At 50.2% G+C, this 20,836-nt stretch carries 13 protein-coding genes; 9 read left to right on the forward strand and 4 right to left on the reverse strand.

Annotation, left to right across the window (positions count from 1 at the left end):
* The first annotated feature begins 70 nt into the window (after window positions 1-70).
* The 7 genes from ABV298_RS15235 to bshC all read left to right on the forward strand — a co-directional run bounded on the left by ABV298_RS15235 (window position 71) and on the right by bshC (window position 10,544).
* A complete protein-coding gene (locus tag ABV298_RS15235) occupies window positions 71-304 on the forward strand; it encodes a PspC domain-containing protein (protein ID WP_353722917.1) in 234 nt (77 codons plus the stop codon).
* Window positions 305-466: 162 nt separating this feature from the next.
* Window positions 467-1,645: an acetyl-CoA C-acyltransferase gene (locus ABV298_RS15240; RefSeq protein WP_353722918.1), complete on the forward strand. Its 1,179-nt coding sequence runs from the start codon at window positions 467-469 to the stop codon at window positions 1,643-1,645.
* Between the two features lie 106 nt (window positions 1,646-1,751).
* Entirely contained in the window at window positions 1,752-2,759 is a 1,008-nt protein-coding gene (locus ABV298_RS15245; RefSeq protein WP_353722919.1) for a glycosyltransferase family 2 protein, read from the forward strand.
* A 61-nt stretch (window positions 2,760-2,820) separates the two neighbouring features.
* Window positions 2,821-3,873 (forward strand): glycosyltransferase, encoded by a 1,053-nt coding sequence (locus ABV298_RS15250; RefSeq protein ID WP_353722920.1) that lies wholly within the window; start codon window positions 2,821-2,823, stop codon window positions 3,871-3,873.
* A gap of 1 nt (window position 3,874) precedes the next feature.
* Window positions 3,875-6,763, forward strand: a complete 2,889-nt coding sequence (locus ABV298_RS15255) for a putative Ig domain-containing protein (RefSeq protein WP_353722921.1) — start codon at window positions 3,875-3,877, stop codon at window positions 6,761-6,763.
* 165 nt (window positions 6,764-6,928) lie between these two features.
* A complete protein-coding gene (locus tag ABV298_RS15260) occupies window positions 6,929-8,743 on the forward strand; it encodes an acyl-CoA dehydrogenase family protein (RefSeq protein WP_353722922.1) in 1,815 nt (604 codons plus the stop codon).
* Window positions 8,744-8,993: 250 nt separating this feature from the next.
* Complete coding sequence (bshC, locus tag ABV298_RS15265; RefSeq protein ID WP_353722923.1) at window positions 8,994-10,544, forward strand: bacillithiol biosynthesis cysteine-adding enzyme BshC; 1,551 nt, start codon at window positions 8,994-8,996, stop codon at window positions 10,542-10,544.
* An 8-nt stretch (window positions 10,545-10,552) separates the two neighbouring features.
* On the opposite strand, the gene ABV298_RS15270 is transcribed toward bshC, so the two are convergent.
* The 3 genes from ABV298_RS15270 to ABV298_RS15280 form a co-directional block, all read right to left on the reverse strand.
* A complete protein-coding gene (locus ABV298_RS15270) occupies window positions 10,553-11,608 on the reverse strand; it encodes a hypothetical protein (RefSeq protein ID WP_353722924.1) in 1,056 nt (351 codons plus the stop codon).
* Entirely contained in the window at window positions 11,568-11,969 is a 402-nt protein-coding gene (locus ABV298_RS15275) for a hypothetical protein (protein ID WP_353722925.1), read from the reverse strand. The genes ABV298_RS15270 and ABV298_RS15275 overlap by 41 nt, the downstream gene beginning before the upstream one ends.
* A 445-nt stretch (window positions 11,970-12,414) precedes the next feature.
* On the reverse strand, window positions 12,415-12,978 hold the full coding sequence (locus ABV298_RS15280; RefSeq protein ID WP_090384902.1) for a sigma-70 family RNA polymerase sigma factor: 564 nt from the start codon (window positions 12,976-12,978) through the stop codon (window positions 12,415-12,417).
* 179 nt (window positions 12,979-13,157) lie between these two features.
* On the opposite strand from ABV298_RS15280, the gene ABV298_RS15285 reads away from it, so the two are divergent.
* Window positions 13,158-14,381: a 4-hydroxy-3-methylbut-2-enyl diphosphate reductase gene (locus ABV298_RS15285; RefSeq protein ID WP_353722926.1), complete on the forward strand. Its 1,224-nt coding sequence runs from the start codon at window positions 13,158-13,160 to the stop codon at window positions 14,379-14,381.
* A 142-nt stretch (window positions 14,382-14,523) separates the two neighbouring features.
* The gene (locus ABV298_RS15290; protein ID WP_353722927.1) at window positions 14,524-19,983 is read left to right on the forward strand and encodes an MG2 domain-containing protein; all 5,460 of its coding nucleotides are present in this window, start codon (window positions 14,524-14,526) and stop codon (window positions 19,981-19,983) included.
* On the opposite strand, the gene ABV298_RS15295 is transcribed toward ABV298_RS15290, so the two are convergent.
* Window positions 19,984-20,724 (reverse strand): MIP/aquaporin family protein, encoded by a 741-nt coding sequence (locus ABV298_RS15295; RefSeq protein WP_353722928.1) that lies wholly within the window; start codon window positions 20,722-20,724, stop codon window positions 19,984-19,986.
* Window positions 20,725-20,836 lie beyond the last annotated feature (112 nt).

A 20,836-nucleotide genomic window follows, 5' to 3' on the forward strand; every position in this document is an offset into this window, starting at 1 on the left:
CAGTTTTGTGACCGCTACTTGGTAATGCATAGTACCTTTGAAGCATCCAACGACATAAACAGATTTAGCCATGAACCACAATAGATTGTTCCGTAACACCAGCAATAAAATGATCGGCGGAGTTGCCTCAGGGTTAGCGGATTACTTCGGGATCGACGTCACCATCGTCCGTGCGTTGCTCGTTCTTGCCGTGTTCATTCCGGTGACATTCCCCGTCATTTTGTTTTACATCATCCTTTGGATCGTTATGCCGGATATCGCAAAACGACCCAAAGAGCTGGAACAAGGGCACATCCATTCCTGAAATTTAAAACTCCATCAGCAAAGACTTGGTAGTTGCAAACCGCCGGAAAACAAACTCCGGCGGTTTGTTGTTTTAGGATTAATACCTATTTTTACCAATGGTATGCAGGCATACTAAATTGAAATGGCCTGCTTTAATGTCGATTCCAAAACCAGTTTCAATATGAACGCATACATTGTGGCGGGCTATCGCACCGCGGTGGGCAAGGCGCCGAGAGGCGGGTTTCGGTTTACGCGTCCCGACGACCTCGGTGCGGCGGTGATCAGGCATTTGCTGGAACAAACCCCGCAGCTCGATCCGGCGCGCGTCGACGATGTGATTGTGGGAAACGCCGTACCGGAAGCCGAGCAAGGCATGCAAATGGGCCGTTACGTGGCTTTGCTTTCGTTACCTAAAAATGTGTCCGGTATCACCATCAACCGCTACTGTGGCTCGGGTGTTGAGGCGATCGCGATGGCTTCCGCGAAAATCCATGCCGGAATGGCCGAATGCATCATCGCCGGAGGAACCGAATCCATGTCGCTCGTGCCGACGATGGGCTGGAAAACCGCATTGAACTACGAAATAGCCCATACCAATCCCGATTATTATCTCAGCATGGGCCTGACCGCAGAACAGGTAGCGAAGGATTTCAATATCAGCCGCGAAAAGCAGGACGAGTTTTCATTCCGGTCGCATCAGAAAGCATTGCGTGCGCAGAAGGAAGGTTGGTTTGCCGACGGCATCGTACCGGTGACTGTGAAGGAGACCTATTTTGACGCCGCTTCGGGTAAGAAAAAGACGAAAGAAACGGTCGTCAGCCAGGACGAAGGTCCGCGTGCCGACACGACGATCGAAGCATTGAGCAAACTGAAACCGGTTTTCGCGGCGGGCGGCTCGGTGACGGCCGGCAATTCTTCGCAGACTTCGGATGGCGCCGCATTTGTATTGGTGATGTCCGAAAGGATGGTGAACGAGCTGGGCCTGAAACCGATCGCACGCATGATGTCGTATGCGACCGCCGGTGTGGATCCGCGTATTATGGGGATCGGTCCGGTGGCGGCCGTGCCGTTAGCCCTTAAGCAGGCCGGATTGAAACTGAGCGATATCGAGCAGGTGGAATTGAACGAAGCGTTTGCGGCCCAATCGCTCGCGGTAATCCAGGAGCTTGGCATCGACCCGGAAATTGTGAACCCGAATGGCGGCGCAATTGCTTTGGGCCACGCACTGGGCTCCACGGGGGCACGTCTTTCGGTGCAGCTTTTCAACGAAATGAAGCGCCGCGGACAAAAATACGGCATGGTTACAGCCTGCGTAGGCGGCGGGCAAGGGGTTGCGGGGATTTACGAAAGGCTCTATTAGCCCGTAAACTAACAAACCCGGCGAATTTGAACGTCTCCCTGGAAGTGTTACCCATCTTCCGGGGAGATTCTTTATTTTTGCCCTTTCATCATGCACGCTCGCTTTCATGGATGTATCCATTGTTATCATTAATTACAGGACTCCTCAACTCATCATCAATTGCCTAGATTCCGTCAAACGATTTACGTCCGGAGTGACTTTCGAAGTGATTATCGTCGACAACGACCCGGCGAACGGCGGCGGCGCTTTGGTGAGAGAGGCCCATCCTGAAGTGCGGTGGATCGACATGGAATACAATGCAGGTTTTGGCATCGCCAATAACCGGGGAATGGAAATTGCGAGGGGGAAATATTTGCTGCTGCTCAATGCGGATACGCTGCTGACCGACAATGTGATCGGCCGTTGTTTCGGGCGCATGAACCAACGCGCCGACATCATTGCCTGCGGTGCGTTGCAATACTATCCCGACGGCACACCCATGCCTTTTTATCGCAGTTTTAACGAGTTCCGGAAGACGTTTTTTATACTCCCGCCGAGTGCGTTGCTGGATAAGGTAGTTAACAAACTTTACCCTGAACCGGCTTATGACGATCCCGAGCAGCACGATTGGCTCGTGGGAGCATTCATGTTCGTGAGAAGGGAAGGTTTTGAGAAAACCGGCGGGTTCAGCAGCGACTTTTTCATGTATGGCGAGGATGTCGAATGGTCGGGCCGGTTGGGAAAGCTCGGCAAGCTGTGCTATTTTCAGGACTGTACATTTATTCACCTCGAAAACAACAATCCGTTTCGGCGGACGCACATTTCATGGATCAACCGTTTCAGTACGCAAATGCAGGTTTCCAACTTCCTGTGGGTACGGAAGCAGTATGGTGTGTTTCAATACATTCTGTTGATCCTGCATTATATTTTGATGGTGCCGGTCGTTTATGGATGGAAAATGCTGCTGAATTTGAAAAAAAGCGGAAATCCGTTCTCGGAGCTCCGTACACAGCATATATATGTAAGGAAGACCCGCGTTCTTTTAAAATATTTCTGGAAAACGCTGTTCCTCAGAGAGGGGTTGTATAAAATCAAACCCCAGGAGAACATCGACCTCTTAACAGCCTCTGCATGAATCAATCCAAAAAAAAGAATCCTCTTTTTTTACGCCCTATGCCACACGGACAGGATCAGAAATGATGCTGTTGTACATATTGAAACAGATAGACCGTTCCCGTTTCGACGTTGGGATCGTCAGTTTTGCAAACGGCGAATTGCTGGCCGATTTCCCCCGGGACATTCCCGTCCACATCGCCCCGCGGAAGTTCAATACCATCGAAAAAATCTCCTTTCACCTGGGTATCAACCCTACGCTCCGGGCATTGCGCAAGTTCGCCAGGAGCTTCAAGGCGGATTTCTGGTATGTGAATACGACGATGATCCCCGAGACGATCGTGGTGGCCAGGGAATTTGGTATCAGAGTGATCACTCATTTCCACGAGATGCCGCTCACGTACACCTACCTGAGCGCCCCCGATTTCAAAAGCATTATCGATTACTCGGAGCTGCTGATAGGCTGCTCCCAGACAACCTGCGATTCGATCAAAGACGCTGGAGGGAAAAATGTGGCGTTACTTTATTCATTCATCGATCCGTCGCTGGTTAAAAAGGACGACATTCGTTCTGCCGGGCTGAGACAGAAACTGGGCATTCCCGCCGACGCGTTCGTATGGATATTGTCGGGCATGACTTCCGAACGTAAGGGGTTCGATATGCTGCCCGATATCGCCGCCGGGATGAACGATCCGCGCGTACATCTCGTATGGGTGGGTGCAACGATCGACGACGGATTGGTGTATTATACCGAGCAGCGTTGTGCAAATAACAAATCGGCGACCAGAATTCACCTGGCGGGTAAGCAAAAAGAAGATTATTATAATTACCTTAATATGGGAAATGGTTTTCTGCTTACATCCCGGCAGGACCCTTTTCCGCTGGTGATGATCGAAGCTGCGCTGCTGGGTAAACCTATTGTCGCTTTCCCATCGGGAGGCGTTTCAGAGTTTGTCAAGGATGGAATGGGTGTCGTTACCGACGACTTGAGCGTCAGGCAGATGGTTGCGGCAATGCGTTCGGTCATGAGCGGCGAAACGAAGACCGACAGCGCCGTTAGCATAAAGGTGGCGAGCCGGTTCAATGTGGAGAACGGTTATAAGGAATGGATTGAATTAATTGACAAAACCCGTTAGTATGCTCAATTCTACGCGTGTATTTAAGTTTTTTACCAGGATTTCCCTATTGCTGGCCTTATTGGCGGTGACTTGCCGGACGTCGGCGCAAAATCAGCAGCGAACGACGGAGATCGATACCCAGCGCTATCTGGCGCTGATGCTCCTGAACCTTACCGATCCGGACAACATCGGTCCCGAGCCGGACCTGATCCGCTCGGCCAGGGAGTTCGGGCTCAATGCTGTTTACATTACTATTCCCTGGGACAAAGTTTATTACAGTTCCCCGACCGAAACGCCGCAATGGGCGAAGTACGATCAGCAAATCAAAATCGCAACCGACCTGGGCATGAAAGTCGCATTGCGCATTCACCTCGGTCGGCACAGCACGCGTATCAAAGGCTTTTGGGAGGTTTCGGACAGCCAGTTCAGTCATTCCAACAAGCCGATGCTAAGCGGCTATCAGGATACTTTTTTCGGCTTCGATAATCAGCCTATTCTCGATAAGGGAGTTGCCTTTGTGAAAGAGGTGATGACCCGCTACAGGCACCTGCAGACGGAGAAAAAATTACTTTACGTATCAGTGACCTGCACGGGCACACAGGAAGGCGAGTATGCGGGCGGTTTGATCGAGAACGGCAAGGAAAACGCGGCTGTGTACGATTATTCGCCTTCCATGGTGAAGGGCTTCAAGGATTTTGTTAAAGGAAAATATAAAAAAATCGAGCGGATTAATTTTCTCTGGGGGATGACCTTCAAATCGTTCGATGAGGCCAATCCGCCAGCAACCGCCTGGGAGCCGAACCTTTCTTTCCGCCAGCGCTATGGTAAGGACTGGTACATTTACCGGCATATGATGCTCAAAAGATTTACGGAGCAGATGGTCAGTGCGGTCAAAGGGGTCGATCCCAATATCAAATATGTGTCGGATTACGGCTCGGTATTCGACTCGCAGTCGGCCTCGCGGGGCACGTTGGGTTTCCGTAACCTGAATGAAAAGACAGATGGTATCAAGGTTAACGACAACCTTGCTTCGCACGACCACCGCTGGTCGGTGGATATCCTCAAAAGCGACGCGCCCCCGGGTTTTATTACGGCTAACGAACTGTTTGTGAGTTCGTATCTCGACAATGCGGCCCATATGAAGCAGATTAACGAGAATTTCGAGCACGGTGCCAATGTCGTGGCGGTGGTGATCTCGCAAAAAGAGCAGATGGCCCGTGCGGAAGGCTTTTTGCGCCAGGGCGCCGTCACCTGGCTGAATAAACCCATGACCCCGATCGTGTATGCCGATTCGGTGTCGTATCGCTTGTCGGCTGCTACTGAAAAAGGCGGGGCGCAAGGTGTGATTTACGACGAATGGGCCAAACGCGCCTATGCCGACCCGGCAAAGCCCAGGCCGGTGCGTATCCGGTTGATCGAAGATATATTGTCGCCCAGCTATTGGGAGGATGCGTCCAACTACATGCCTTACGTATTCAGGCCGGTACCGATGCAAATTATTCCGGTGAATAAGGATTTTGAATATCGGCTCCCTATCGACACGTTTTCCGATGTGGACGGGACGGTCGTACGCGTGGAAGTAGGCGCATTGCCCGCCTGGTTGCGCTATGAAAACGGAGTTTTGCGGGGCAGGCCTACGACGCTGGGCGACTACCGCATTTCAGTGAAAGGGATCGATGACGAGGGCGGTTCCGCCGAAGCGTTTTTCACGATACGTGTGGATACGCGCGAAAATGCGAACAAGCCTCCGACCGTCGACGCCAACTTCTCCAACCAGTTGGTGGCGGTGGATAAGCCATTTACCATTACCATTCCAAAGACCGCTTTCACCGACGCCGATGGGCAGATTACGAAAGTGGAGGCCAGCGAACTGCCTTCCTGGCTGAGTTTCTCCAATGGTGTGTTGAGCGGGACGCCCAATAAACTGGGCGATTATCGCATTATCCTCAAAGCCTACGATGATCTGAATGCCTTCGTGGAAACCTATTTTACGATTAAAGTGGTGGAGCCGCAATTCCTGAACGCGCCGCCATTCGCGACCAGCACTTTGCCTGTGAAGTATGCGCAGGTCAATATGCCGTTCAATTACATTCTGCCGACGAATCTTTTTGGCGATCCCGACGGCTACATTTCGTCTGTTACTGTGCAAAACCGCCCTTCGTGGCTCAATTTTGCACTAAACCAGTTTTCAGGAACTCCCTCGGAAGAAGGGGAATACCGCCTGATCATCCGGGCCTACGACAATGCGGGTGCATACGTGGAAATCCCGCTCATTTTGCTGGTGCAGACTCCTGAACTCCGTTTCGAGCTCGTCCAGGCCGGCAGCAAGGTCGACCAGCGCGTGATCAGGAGGCTTTCGGGTGACGACGTGATTCCTTATGATTCCCTTCCGCCGGCGCTCAATATGTACGCCTATGGAAATTTTGAATATGACAAAGTTTCGTTCGACCTGGCCGGACCATATCGCCGAAAAGCGACAACCGCTATTTTCCCATACGCATTGTACGAGGACGCCTCCGGTTTTGCGCCTTATGTGGGTCGGTATACATTGACGGTTACCGCATTTAAAGACGATTCGGCGGTAGTTACCAATTCCATTGAATTCGGCATTTCTGCGGGAGATAAAGCAGATATTACCAAAAACATGGAAGATTGGGCATTTTACCCCAATCCGGCAGAGAGCATCGTCAATATCAAACTTCCCCAATACCAGCCGGGCGACAGTCTTACCTGGGAAATTGTGACGACGGCCGGCAAGCGGATGCCGCTAGCCGGTTCGCAGATCAAGGTGTCGGATAGCCTGGTGAATCTGGACCTGGACGCTCTGGGCCTGTCGTCGGGCACCTATTTTATAAGGATCGAGAATAACGGGGAGTTTGTGAAGCAATTCAGGATTTTTAAGAAATAGCCTAAGATGTATTTCCGACAATGGCGGCCAAAACCGATGGCCGCCTTTTTTGTTTATTTTGGCAATAGTATGCTTGCATAATAATTTTAACCTCCTATATTTGCATTAACCTGTGATGGTATGCAAGCATACCCACATGTTTTCCGATTAACCCGCGTTCAGATTATGTCCGTTGCAGCAGTAAACCAGGCATCCATTAAAGGAGGCGAATTCCTGATCAAGGAAACGCTCGCGAACCAGATTTTTATTCCGGAAGAATTCAATGAAGAGCAGCGTATGATCGCTGAGACCTGCCGTGATTTCCTTTCGAAGGAGGTATGGCCGCGTCTGGATGAAATCGATGAGGCGAAAAGTCCTGCATTGATCTCAGGGCTCATGGACAAGGCCGGCGAACTGGGATTGCTCGGAACGGCCGTTCCGGAAGAATTTGGAGGTTTCGGAATGAATTTCAATACTTCGATGCTTGTAGCCGAGGCTACGGGAGCTGGAAACTCGTTTTCGGTGGCGCTGTCGGCGCATACGGGCATCGGAACATTGCCGATCGTTTACTATGGAAACGAGGAGCAAAAACGTAAATACCTGCCGAAGCTGGCTTCCGGCGAATGGAAAGCGGCTTACTGCCTCACTGAGCCGGATTCAGGCTCGGACGCGAACTCGGGGAAAACCAGGGCTAAATTGAGCAGCGATGGAACACATTACGTGATCAACGGACAAAAGATGTGGATCACGAACGGCGGTTTCGCCGACGTGTTCATTGTTTTTGCCAAGATCGAGGAGAATGGTGAAACAGATAAAAACCTGACGGCCTTCATCATCGAAAAATCGTTTGGCGGTATTACGATGAACGAGCCCGAGCACAAAATGGGCATCAAAGGGTCGGATACGCGGCAGCTGTTTTTCAACGACTGCCAGGTGCCGGTGGAGAATATGCTTTCCGAAAGGGGCAATGGCTTTAAAATAGCGGTTAATATCCTCAATATCGGTCGGATCAAGCTGGCCGCGGCTGCATTGGGCGGCGCGAAGCGTGTGGCTTCGCAGGCGATTCGATATGCCAACGAACGCAAGCAGTTCGGTACCGCTATTGCCAATTTTGGTGCTATCAAACATAAACTGGCCGAAATGGCGGTACAGATGTTCGCGACGGAATCGGCCGCCTACCGCGTGGGTCAAAATATAGATGACTTGATCCAGGCCTTCAAAGAGAAGGGAATAAGCGATGCGGAAGCGAAATTGAAGGCCCTGGAAGAATTTGCGATCGAGTGTGCGATTATGAAAGTGCACGGCTCGGAAGTGCTGGATTTTGTAGTGGACGAAGGCGTGCAGGTGTACGGAGGGATGGGTTTTTCGGCGGATGCGCCTATGGATCGTGCCTATCGCGACAGCCGGATCAACCGGATTTTCGAAGGTACCAACGAGATTAACCGCCTGCTGGTGATAGATATGCTTTTGAAACGTGCTATGAAGGGCCAGCTTGACTTAATGGGCCCGGCGATGGCGGTAGGAAAAGATATACTGTCGATACCCGATTTCAGCACCGACGAAGATGAATCCCTGTTCGCGGCTGAAAAAAAGGTCATTAAAAACCTGAAAAAGGCCGCTCTGATGATCGCGGGAGCGGCGGTGCAGAAGTTTATGATGAAACTTTCTGAGGAACAGGAGATTATTATGAACCTCGCCGATATGGTCATTGAAATTTACGTAGCCGAATCGGTGTTATTGAGGGTAGAAAAGCGCATTGGATTGCAGGGGGAAGACGCGAATGCATTACACAGGGATATGGCGCTTGTTTACCTGCACCGCACGGTTGAAAAGGTAAATAACGCCGGTCGGGCCGCGATTACCAGCTTTGCGGAAAGCGACGAACTGAGAGTAATGCTGATGGGGCTGAAAAGATTTACGAAAATCGAGCCGATGAACCTGAAAGATGCCCGCCGCCGCATTGCCGCCGGGCTGATCGTCCGAAACGATTACGTCTTTTAAAATATCATGAATATCTCAGGTGAATAACCTGCTACAACTGAAAACCAAAATGTACACGTCGAAAGCCGTATCTGACTCAGATGCGGCTTTTTTTGTATCTTGCTAAAAGGTTTTCGATTATCGGCCAAAATGCGCAATTTTGGGAAACCAAAAACAACATCTTTCTCGTTAGGTATGAGGTTTCTTTTGGTTCAAAATCGCAAAAATAATCACGTTGGATTCTCTACTCGCTACTGAAAAGCCACCTTTCATGACATTGCATTCCGTGGATCTGCGTACCACAGGCCAGTTTCCTGCATTATTACTCGACTACCTGGATCAGAAACCGACGCTTGAATCTTTTTACAGCATTTTTCCTACGTTGGAGAATGCTGAGAAGGCCATTTTGAACAAAAAGGGTTTCGAGCCCGAAAAGAGAAAAACGCTCGTGGATGTGTTGACCAGGCAATACCACGGCTTGCCTTACCTGCCTGACTTTTCTGTTTTATTGGAAGACAATACCTTTACCGTAACAACCGGCCACCAACTGAACATCTTTACCGGGCCCCTTTATATCATTTATAAGATCGTAACGGTCATTAAGCTGGCCGAAGCCTTAAAAGCGAAGTACCCTGCGTACAATTTTGTACCTGTTTACTGGATGGCGACGGAAGACCACGATTTCGAGGAAATCGCAACCTTCCACCTGTTCGGGCAGACGCATAAATGGACGGGCGAACACAAAGGTGCCGTAGGTAGGCTGAATCCGAAGGAGTTGGCGGGTATTTTGAAGCAATTGCCGGACAAACCGCTGCTTTTTGCCAAGGCCTATCTCGAAAATAACACATTGGCCGACGCCGTGCGATGTTACATGCACGAGCTCTTCGGACGTTACGGACTGGTAAGTCTCGACGCCGATAATGCAGATCTGAAACGGCACTTCCTGCCGGTGATCCGGGAAGAATTGAAGGATTCCGTTTCGGAGAAAATCGTTACAGAAACCACCTCCCGGTTGAATGCGCTTGGCTACCACACGCCCTTGCATGCGCGCGAAATCAATTTCTTTTACCTCGATGACAACCTGCGTGAACGTATCGTGCGTGAAGGCGACGTTTTCAAAGTGCTGAATACCGGGCTGGAATTTACAGAACAGGAGCTATTGGCGCTTGCGGAGGCGAATCCCGAGCGTTTCAGCCCGAATGTAATCCTCCGGCCGTTGTACGAGGAAGTGATTTTGCCAAACCTTGCGTATATAGGTGGGCCGTCAGAAGTGCCCTACTGGATGCAGCTGAAAGGCGTTTTCGACCATTTCGGCGTGCCGTACCCGATGCTTATGCCCCGCAATTTCGCATTATACATGAACGGCCACCAGTATAAGAAAGCACAAAAGCTGAAAATCGATTACAAAGATCTGTTCCTCGACGAAGTCGCATTGCGTAAAACATTCGTCGAACGCAATACGGAACATGTCCTTGACCTGAGTGAGCAAAAAGAGGCATTCAATGCGATTTTCGATCAAATCCTCGCCAAAGCTACCGCAGTGGACCAAACCATGTACGGAGCGGTGAAAGCGGAGCAGACACGCCTATTGAATTCGTTGAAACACCTTGAAAAGCGCATTATTCGTGCCGAAGAGCGTAATCACGAATCGGAAATCGAGCAATTGCTGACCCTCAAAAACAAACTGTTCCCGAACGGAGTCGCCCAGGAACGGTATGATAATTTGCTGAATTTTTATATCAACGATCCCCAGTTCATTCAGAAGCTTTACAATGCCTTCGATCCGCTGGATTTCAGGTACAATGTGCTGCTGGAGGAATAGGAGGGGGGTTAATTTTTCAGTTTCACATCGCCGAATACCGAAGTGACGGTAATCTTAGGGCCTCCGCCGGAGCCAACCTTGCCCTGATAATGTTTCATTTTGTCGGGACGGCCGTCTTTGTTTGGCTGCATTGAAAAATTTACATTTTCGGTAGGGTAACTAAACTTGCCATACGTCACGCTCACATTGAACTGGTTAGGCTCCGCCGGCAGCACGATCGACGAATATTGCGCCTGGATATCCACATTCTGCGCGGAATGCGTCAGTTCGTCGATTTTAAAATTGCCAGAATAGTTGAGTTTGATCTTGCCTGTACCGCGGATGGTACCGATTTTGGCGCCGGAATAATCGATAGCGGCGTCCAGATTTACCACGTCGCCAATGGTAAGCTCACCGAACTTGTTGCTTAGCATTACTTTCTTGGCCTGGTCTACCTTCACATTGGAATATTGGCAATCCAGTCTTCCCCCATCCATTTTCCCGATTTTGGCGCTACCGAACTGCACGTCAATCACGTTGTCGGGGTTTTCAAGCAAACTGGCCATGAAATTCCCGTGTTTGGAATCTACTGTAAGCGGCGCATAGAAAGAAGGGATGTCGGTATTCCCGAATTTGTTGCGCACGGTCAGCGAGTTTTCTTTGGGCATGTAGATCGTGTAGTCGATCTGAATGAAATTCTTGTCGCCTTTGCCTTTGTTCCAGCCATTGCCGCCAAACTGGCTGCGATCGATGCGCGTGGTGATGCTGATGAGATTTTTAACCCGTTTTTCATCGATATTCACCGAGCTGAGGTATTCCGAAGCGCGGCCGTCGGAAGGAGCGCTGGCGGTAACGACAATTTCGATCTTGATTTCTTCCTTGCCCCACAGATTCACTTTCACCAGCCCAAACTGGTTGTCAACTTCAAGCGCGTCGCTTTTTTTGACATCAAAAACCTTTACAATATTCCTTCGTTTCTCTATCAATCCGTTTTGTTCGGAGTCGAGGGCTGCGCTGGCTACCTGCGGCAGTGTGGCGATCACACTAAATAACAGGAGCGTCGCTATTTTCTTTATCGTTATCATTTTTCACTTTGTTAATACGTTGCAAAATTTCCAGTTGTCGGTTCAGCAGATCCACCTGCAATTGCAGGTTCTGAACCATTGCTTCAAGCAGTGCTTCCTGGTTGGGGGCGTTCGATAAGTTGGAGCGCAGGTTTTTGTAGCTCGCTTCCAGACTTTCCAAATCAGCGGAGAAATCCTTGTAGAGCTCCGGATTGTTCCGGGCGAGTTTGATGATCTCCTCCCTTTTTTGGTCTATTGCAACATTGTATTGATTGAATTCACGGGCGTATGCCGGAACTTTCAGGGCCACGCGCGGATCACGGGTGATGCCGTATTCGTTATTGAGATAAACCAGAAATCCAATCCCGAGTGCGAGGAACACCCCCGCAGCGATCCGCCAGTCGAAATAAGGATTATTCAGTCGCCTGATTTTTTTTTCGATTTCTCGGGCACTAACGGAATCTCGTTATGTAGCTGACTTTCAATTTGACTCCACAAAGAATCCTGCGGTAAGAAAGCATCAAATCCATCCCTGTTATCTCGCACAAACCGCTCCAATCGATCCTTTTTATCAGAAGAATTTTTCATAGATTAATTAACTTGTCAAGTGTAAATAATAGTCTCAAATCCGTAATAGTTTAAGGTGTATCGCAATTCGTGTTCTGCACAATTTATTTTTAGTCATTTGTCGTCATGTGTTGTCAAGTATTGTCATTTTTAGTCATGTATTGTCATTTGTTGTTTCTCTCCCATTTGACTATCCATGACCACACCTGACTGCCTTCTGACCACTTCCTGACTACCCCTGACCGCATCCGACCATTCCATTACCGTACCAGCATCTCGGTCAATTTACGCTTAGCCCTCATGTACTGCGTCCGGGAGGTCGTTTCGCTGATCCCGAGCACTTCGCCGATCTCCTCGTGATCGTAGCCTTCGAACAAATACAGGCTCAGCACCACCCGGTAACCGTCCGGCAATTTTTGTACCGCATTACGGACCCTTTCTATTTCGAGCGTCGTGTCGCTTTCATCCAGTCCGAAAGAATCCTCATTCCGGTCGCTTTGCTCCAATGTTTCGTGGAACTCGTCGATTTCCACCCATTTAACCTTTCTGCTACGCATGTGGTTGATCGCCTTATTGACCACGATTTGCTTCAACCACGCCCCGAACGTCGACTGCTGCCTGAACTGGTGCAGGTTCGTGAATGCATCCACGAAAGCCTCCTGTAAAGCATCCTCAGCCTCTCCCAAATGGTTCAGTATCCGCATGCAGATGTTGAACATGGCTTTCGAGTAATGTTTATAAAGCTCGTACTGCGCTTTGCGCTCGCCGAGTTTACAACGCTCTACCAGTTCGACGTGCCGGTCGGGGTAAATTTGTGTTTTCAAGCAGAAGGTTTATATTTTGAACGTTCTGAATCAAAGACAAGCGTTTCTGCTGCATGTTGCATTCATTTTAAAAATTTTTTCAAAATGCCGCATACCGAACAAAGGGGTATACCGTGTTGTTCTTAGAAAAAGGCGGGATTATCTTTGTGCTGCCTGATGCAATCTACCGATTTTAGTACATGAAAACTTTCAATATCCCCGATTTTTACCGGAGCCGCATTATCACGCCGATCAAGGAATTCCGACGTAAGAACGACAAGCTGAAAAGGGATTATTCGCCCACGCTGCTCGACTTCGGACCGGTACAGTTCCTCATCGCGCGCCATTTCGGCTTTTGTTACGGGGTGGAAAATGCGATCGACATTGCTTACAAGGCCATCGCCGAAAACCCTGGCAAGCGGATCTTCCTTTTGAGTGAAATGATCCACAATCCGGACGTGAACCGGGACCTGGTGGAACGCGGCGTGCAGTTTATCATGGATACGAAAGGCAACCAGCTCATCGGCTGGGAGCAGCTTACGGCAGAGGATATTGTAATTGTCCCAGCATTTGGTACCACGGTGGAAAATCAGCAGAAACTGTCGGAACTCGGAGTGAATGCGTATGTGTACGACACGACCTGCCCGTTTGTGGAGAAAGTCTGGAACCGTGCGGCACAAATCGGGGAGAAGGATTATACAATCGTGGTTCATGGAAAGCCCAATCACGAAGAAACCCGGGCTACATTCTCACACAGCAAGGAAAATGCCCCGACCGTCGTGGTCGAGAATATGAAGCAGGCACAGGTTCTCGCTGAATATATGACAGGTGCAAGGCCGGCTCCGCAGTTTTTTGAGGATTTCAAAAACCAATATTCCGAAGGCTTTGACCCCGAAAAGGATTTGCAGCGCATCGGCGTCGTGAACCAGACGACCATGCTGGCGTCCGATACGCAAGGCATTGCCGACTACCTCAAAAATGTAATGATCCGCCATTACAGCCTGCGCCCGGAGCAGGTAGAGGACCGCTTTGCGAACACGCGTGACACCCTGTGCTACGCGACCAACGATAATCAGGACGCTACCTATGCATTGCTCACGCATGACGCCGATCTGGTGGTCGTTGCGGGTGGGTATAATAGCTCGAACACCTCCCATTTAGTCGAGCTCTGTGAACAGAAGTTCCCGACTTATTTTATCGAATCAGTGAATAAAATACTGGACAGGCAACTGATCCGCCATTTTGACCTGCACAAAAAGGAGGAAATCGTGACGGAAAATTATATTCCGACAAAAACTCCCGTGCGTATCATGCTCACGTGCGGCGCGTCGTGCCCGGATGCGGTGGTGGAAGGGATTCTCGTTCGGCTGCTTTCATTTTTCGAAGCGGCGAAGCCGATCGAGGAGGTAATGGAGGCATTCTGAACGAAATGTTACCGCTAAATCTCACAGCGGCACCGTTGAATCATTTGAAAGCGGTTATTTAAAGCGAATTAACTTGTATAGTTTAATTTAGGCGGATGGTTTTGGTTACAAAAATCATCCGTTTTTTTATATCTCCTTTCCTATGAAAAAGACTGCCATCCTGTGTTCTTTTTGCTTCTTCTTTTTTACCTGGGTTTTCATTAGCTGCTCCTCTTTCAATGAAATCCGCGTGGCGGGCACCAATTTCACGGAAGAGGTAGGACAATCGCAAAACCTCGTATTTACCTTCAACAAGGACCTCGTTTCGACGGCAGACCTGAACAACTGGGATTCGACGCAGTACGTGACGTTCGAGCCGGCCGTGCGCGGGAAATTCAAATGGACTGCGCCGAACGAGCTGGTTTTTTCGCCGGTTGCCGGCTTTGGAGCGGCTACGGCATACAAGGCGCAGTTAACGGACCTGATCACGGAAAAAGCGGACAAGGAAAAGAAATACAAGCTTGCCCAGGACCCGATCGCTTTTCATACACCTTATTTGCAGCTCGTTGAAACGGAAAGCTGGTGGACATTATCACAGGAAACCGGCAGGCAGGAGGCAAGACTGAGATTGCATTTCAACTATCGGGTAAATGCGCAGAATGTAGTCGAAAAGTTGAAGGTTTTATCGGGAAGCCAGGCAGTAGAATACAAGGTTTTACCTTCACAGGACGAATCGGCGGTAACACTGGCATTGACGAAGACAGGAGCGGCGGACAATAATGAAACGCCTGTCAATATCGCCATCGACAAAGGTGTAAAGGTGTTGAATACCTCTTATACGAGTCAGGAAGCTCTTTCGAAGATCGTCAGTATTCCGTCGCCGCTACATCTGAAAGTGGTGGATATTAAAACCGGTTTTGAAAACAATGCGGGTTACGCACGGATCGTGGCCACGCAGGAGCTCGACAAGGAAAGCATTGCCAACAGTTTTACGATAAATCCCGAAGCCGCGGCGGAAACAGAAATAACCGAGAACGGCTTCATCATTCGCGGGTCTTTTAATGAAACGGAAACGTATGTGCTGCTACTGAAACAGTCGTTGAAAGGCATTTTGGGTCAAAATTTGGAGGAAGAAACCTCGCGCGACCTGTTTTTTGGCAAAATGCCCGCGGCAATCTCGTTTGCGAACAAAAAAGGATTGTATTTGTCGTCCAAAAGTTCGAGAAATATTGGAGTAAACATTGTGAATGTACCCAAAGTGCAGGTGCGCATTTCCAAGTTGTATGCCAATAATATCCTGCATTACATTCACAATAACCGCTGGAACGACTATGCTTACGTAGGTGACGACTGGCAGCCTACCGGTAATTTTAATTACAGCGACGACCGGGAAAGCCAACTGAGCGACGTGATCGTCAACAAGATCGTCGAGACCGAAAATTTATCCAAAAACAAGGGAGTATCTGCACTGAATATTGCATTGCCGGAGGACAATAAGCGGCAAGGAGTATATCTGGTGGCAGTAAATTCCGAGGAAGAGGCATACCTGGGTGCCACCAAACTCATATCCATTTCGGATATTGGCCTCATCGCCAAGCAGGGCAAGGATGAGCTTTGGGTATTTGCCAATTCCATTAAAACGAACGAACCCATTAAAGACCTTGAACTGACGCTCGTCAGCTCGAATAATCAAACCGTACATACAATCAAAACAGACGGCGATGGTATTGCACATGTCGATGAACTGAGCGAAAAAGCGCCGGGATTTAAGATTGCAATGATTACAGCGAGCTCGGAGGACGATTTTAACTACCTGCTACTCGAAGATTCACAAGTGCTTACGTCGCGGTTCGATGTGGAAGGCTTGCGGGACAATGCATCAGGATACCAGGTGTTTATTTACGGGCAACGCGATATTTACCGTCCAGGTGAAACCATGCATTTCAACACCGTGCTGAGGGCGCAGGACTGGAAAACAGCCGGAAAAGTACCTTTGAAATTACGTTTACTGACGCCGAACGGTCGAGAATTCCGGACATGGCGCAAGACGACCAACGAACAAGGGGCGGTGGAGTCGGAAATCCCGCTCGACGCCGGCGTACTGACGGGGACCTATATTCTGGAAGTATACAATGCCAACGAGGTTTTGCTGGGTTCGCAGGCGGTAAGTGTGGAAGAATTCATGCCCGACCGCATTAAAGTAGATCTCAGCGGCGCTGCCAAGGATTATGTTTCGGGCCAGAAAGTGTCGTTGACGGCCACGGCGGTGAATTTGTTTGGCCCTCCTGCCAGTAACCGCACTTACGAAATGGATTTCCAGTTGCAGCGAAAAGGCTTTTCCGCCAAAGGTTTTCCTGAATACATCTTTGACATCCCCGCCGAAGCAACTTTCGAACGCGATAGCCGCCATGGCACAACCAATGAGCAGGGTGTGGCTAACGAGCAGTTTACATTACTGCCCGGCTTGCAGGACATCGGCGTACTGGAAGGCAAGATTTACGTAACGGTTTTCGACGAGAACGGGCGTCCTGTAAACAGGTTGCAGCGCTTCGACGTGTACACCCAGCCGGTATTCTACGGCATCCGCTTGCCCGACTCCTATGTAGGGACGAATGCACCTGTACCTGTCGATATCGTCGGTGTTAACAAGAATGGTGCATTACAAAATAACGCGGTAGCAAGCATCGAAGTGGTACGGCTTGAATATCAAACCGTCGTGGAAAAGAAATACGACCGGTTGCAATACACCTCCCGCAAACACGAAAAGCTGGTGTATTCCAATAAACTGACGCTTCCCGCTGGAAAAGGGACGTTCCGCTACGTACCCACAGTCTCGGGTGAGTACGAGGTACGCGTACGACGCCCGGGCGCTGCGCATTACACGCTCGCGAATTTCTATGCATATGGTTATGGTTACACCCAGTACTCGTCCTTCGAAGTGAGCAACGAAGGCCGGGTGTTGATGGAAACCGATAAAGACCGGTATAAGACCGGCGAATCGGCGAAAGTATTGTTCAAAACGCCATTCGATGGTCGGTTGCTGGTGACTGTGGAGCGAAATAATGTGCTCGAACAGTATATGCTGATGACGGAGAAAAAAGCAGCCGAGCTTACATTCAAAATAAAAGAAGAGCATTTGCCGAACGTGTTCGTGACAGCGACGTTGATCAGGCCGCTGGATGCGTCGGACATGCCGCTGACGGTGGCGCACGGGTTTCAGCCTGTTTTGGTCGAAGATCCTGACCGAAAGCTGCCGGTTACTATCACGGCGGTCGAAAAATCGCGTTCGAAAACAAAGCAGCAGATCCGCATCAAAACGGAGCCGAATGCAGAGGTGACGCTGGCCGTGGTGGATGAAGGCATTTTACAGATCAAAAATTCCAAAACGCCGGATATTCACGGGCACTTTTACCAGAAACGGGCATTGGAAGTTTCCAGCCACGATTTGTACGCGCAGCTTTTCCCGGAATTGACGATTTCAGGAACATCCAGCTCCGGTGGTGACGGTTATGATCTGGAAAGAAGGATTAATCCGCTCAGCAATGGCCGTACGGAACTGGTATCCTTTTGGAGCGGCCAGTTGAAAACCAATGGAAGCGGAGAAGCGACTTTCGACGTGAATATCCCACAATTCAGCGGCGATTTGCGCATTATGGCTGTTGCCTATAAGGATAAAGCATTTGGCTCCGCCACCAAAAACATGAAAGTCGCCGATCCGATCGTGATCAGTGCAGGTTTACCGCGTTTCCTGAGCCCCGGCGATGAGCTGGTGCTGCCGGTGAATATCAGTAATACCGAAGCGAAAGCGACTGCCGCAATGGTCTCTGTACAGTTGGCGGGACCACTGGCAGCTGGTGCCGCTCCGCTCACACAAAATATAACGGTACCGGCCGGAAAAGAAAGCCGTGCGGTGTTTACGGTGAAAGCTGCGACTGCGATTGGCATTGGCAAGGTGACTGTGAAAGTGAATGCATTTAAAGAGACGTTCATTAATCAAACTGAAATTACCGTACGTCCGGCGTCGCCGCTGCTGAAAACGAGCACATCCGGCCTCATTGCGGGTGAAAAGCAAGGGACGATTGACTTGAAATCATCATTCATTCCGGCTACAAGCAGCGCGCAGGTGGTGCTAAGCCGTTCGCCGCTCGTACAAGGAGGAGGAAAGGCATTGTCGACTTTGCTGGGTTACCCCTACGGTTGCCTGGAACAGACCGTGTCAAAAGCATTTCCGCAGATTTACTTCGCCGATCTTACCAAAGCAATGGCGGCACCGGTTTACACGGTGAAGAGCGGCGAAAGCGATTTTAATCCAATGACCAACGTGCAGCAGGCCATCCGAAAAGTTGAGTCGCAGCAGCTTTTCAACGGCGGAATGAGCATGTGGCCCGGCGCGACGCAGGAAGATTGGTGGGCAACCGCTTATGCGCTCCATTTTCTTGAAGAGGCACGCAGGGCCGGTTTCGAAGTAAATGCCAAAACGCTCAGCCGCGCCGTGGAATATCTGACTGCGCAAAGCGGAACGACGGCGAACAGGGAAGTCGTTATCGCAAGCACAAACCACGGGCTGGCTTACGAAGGCCGTCCGACGGGCACACAGACAAGAAAAACGATGGCCCGCCGGGAAGCTATTTACTCGCTTTATGTGCTGGCATTGAATGGCCATCCGAACCGCGCGTCCATGAATTATTACAAACAAAATCCGCATTTGCTAACACAGGACTCCAAATATCTGCTGGCCGGCGCGTTTCAGTTGGCTGGCGATTCACGGAGTTTCAATGCATTGCTGCCTAAAAAATACATCGCCGAACACGCAAGCCAATATTCCGACAACAGCTATTCATCCCCGCTCAGGAATATATCTTTGGTTTTGAACACCTTGATTGAATCGGATCCGTCGAACGTGCAGATTCCGGTGCTGGGCCGGCAGCTTTCGCAGGCCGTTCAATCGGCCTCCTACCTGAATACGCAGGAGGCGGCATTTGCAGTTTTGGCGTTGGGTAAACTGGCTAAAAAGACCTCCAATTCGACAGTAACGGCTTCGGTTTCGGTCAATGGGAAGGCATTGGCGCAGTTTACAGGTAAGGAATTGAAGCTTTCGAAGGGCATCGCTAACCAAAAGCTGCTGGTCAAAGCGCAAGGCAAGGGGGATTTGTATTGGTTTGCCCAAACGGACGGTATGTCGGCAACGGGCAGTTTCGTGGAAGAAGATCAGGGTATCAGCATTCGCAGGCAGTTTCTCACCCGTAACGGCGCACCTGTGCAGGCTTTTCATCAAAATGATCTGGTTGTAGTGAAACTGACGCTGTCCAGCACCAACGGCTTGCCGGTCGAGAATGTCGTGGTAACCGACCTGCTTCCTTCCGGCTTTGAAATCGAGAACCCACGTATCACCGAGCCGCGCGACATGCCATGGATCGCCAAAGCCGCCGTGCCGGAATATTACGATATCCGCGACGACCGTATCCATTTCTTCACAACCGCCGACGCACAGGAAAAGTCGTTCTACTATCAGGTGAGGGTTGTTTCGAAGGGTACATTCACCGTAGGTCCTGCCGCTGCCGATGCGATGTACCGCGGCGAATACCGCAGCTATTCGGGCGGCGGGATGCTAACGGTCGAATGATTACATGGAAAAACTACGCAGCAGCAATCCGCCGATGATGGCTCCCGCAATGGGAGCCGCTACGGGGATCCAGCCGTAACCCCAGTCGGAGCTGCCTTTGTTGGGAATGGGCAGAATGGCATGGGCAATCCGTGGGCCGAGGTCGCGAACGGGGTTAATGGCGTAGCCGGTTGTACCGCCGAGCGACAGACCGATACTCCACACGAGCATTCCCACAAGGTAGGGGGTTACGCCGGACGGAATGCCGCCTTTTTCAGGGTCGGAAGTGCCTGCGTAGCCAATAGCTACTACGCCGACCAGTAACATTATGGTGGCAATAAATTCACTCAGAAAATTGGCCCCGGTACTTCTGATAGCCGGATCGGTAGAAAAACACGCGAGCTTGGCGCCGCCGTCTTCCGTAGCCTTCCAATGCGGCAGATATTGCAGCCAAACCAGCACCGCGCCGAGAAATGCGCCGATCAGCTGCGCCGGAATGAAAGTGGTCATGAGGCTGTAATCGTTTTGAAGTACGGCAAATCCTACTGTTACTGCCGGGTTTATGTGTGCGGCGGCGCTGCCGAACGCATTGGCTGTGAACACTCCGAGCATCACCGCAAATGCCCATCCCGCCGTAATCACGATCCATCCGGAGTTTTCCCCTTTTGTTTTTTTCAATACTACATTGGCCACGACGCCGTTGCCCAATAAAATGAGAACCATGGTTCCTACTAATTCTCCGATGAAAGGCGAAGGTTGCATGTGCTGGTATAATGAGGTTAGTGAGCGAATATGCGAATAGTTTTATTATTTCTCTTTCCAATCCCAAAAAGAATTTTTCGTTCCTCTTTTACCATTTTAGCACGCTGAATTC

The sequence above is a fragment of the Dyadobacter sp. 676 genome, assembly GCF_040448675.1.
Classification (GTDB): domain Bacteria; phylum Bacteroidota; class Bacteroidia; order Cytophagales; family Spirosomataceae; genus Dyadobacter.

Bases quoted from the DNA above. Each gene is read 5' to 3' on its own strand.
- ABV298_RS15235 (WP_353722917.1), top strand. From the start codon at position 71: ATGAACCACAATAGATTGTTCCGTAACACCAGCAATAAAATGATCGGC.
- ABV298_RS15240 (WP_353722918.1), top strand. From the start codon at position 467: ATGAACGCATACATTGTGGCGGGCTATCGCACCGCGGTGGGCAAGGCG.
- ABV298_RS15245 (WP_353722919.1), top strand. From the start codon at position 1,752: ATGGATGTATCCATTGTTATCATTAATTACAGGACTCCTCAACTCATC.
- ABV298_RS15250 (WP_353722920.1), top strand. From the start codon at position 2,821: ATGATGCTGTTGTACATATTGAAACAGATAGACCGTTCCCGTTTCGAC.
- ABV298_RS15255 (WP_353722921.1), top strand. From the start codon at position 3,875: ATGCTCAATTCTACGCGTGTATTTAAGTTTTTTACCAGGATTTCCCTA.
- ABV298_RS15260 (WP_353722922.1), top strand. From the start codon at position 6,929: ATGTCCGTTGCAGCAGTAAACCAGGCATCCATTAAAGGAGGCGAATTC.
- bshC (WP_353722923.1), top strand. From the start codon at position 8,994: ATGACATTGCATTCCGTGGATCTGCGTACCACAGGCCAGTTTCCTGCA.
- ABV298_RS15270 (WP_353722924.1), bottom strand. From the start codon at position 11,608: ATGATAACGATAAAGAAAATAGCGACGCTCCTGTTATTTAGTGTGATC.
- ABV298_RS15285 (WP_353722926.1), top strand. From the start codon at position 13,158: ATGAAAACTTTCAATATCCCCGATTTTTACCGGAGCCGCATTATCACG.
- ABV298_RS15290 (WP_353722927.1), top strand. From the start codon at position 14,524: ATGAAAAAGACTGCCATCCTGTGTTCTTTTTGCTTCTTCTTTTTTACC.
- ABV298_RS15295 (WP_353722928.1), bottom strand. From the start codon at position 20,724: ATGCAACCTTCGCCTTTCATCGGAGAATTAGTAGGAACCATGGTTCTC.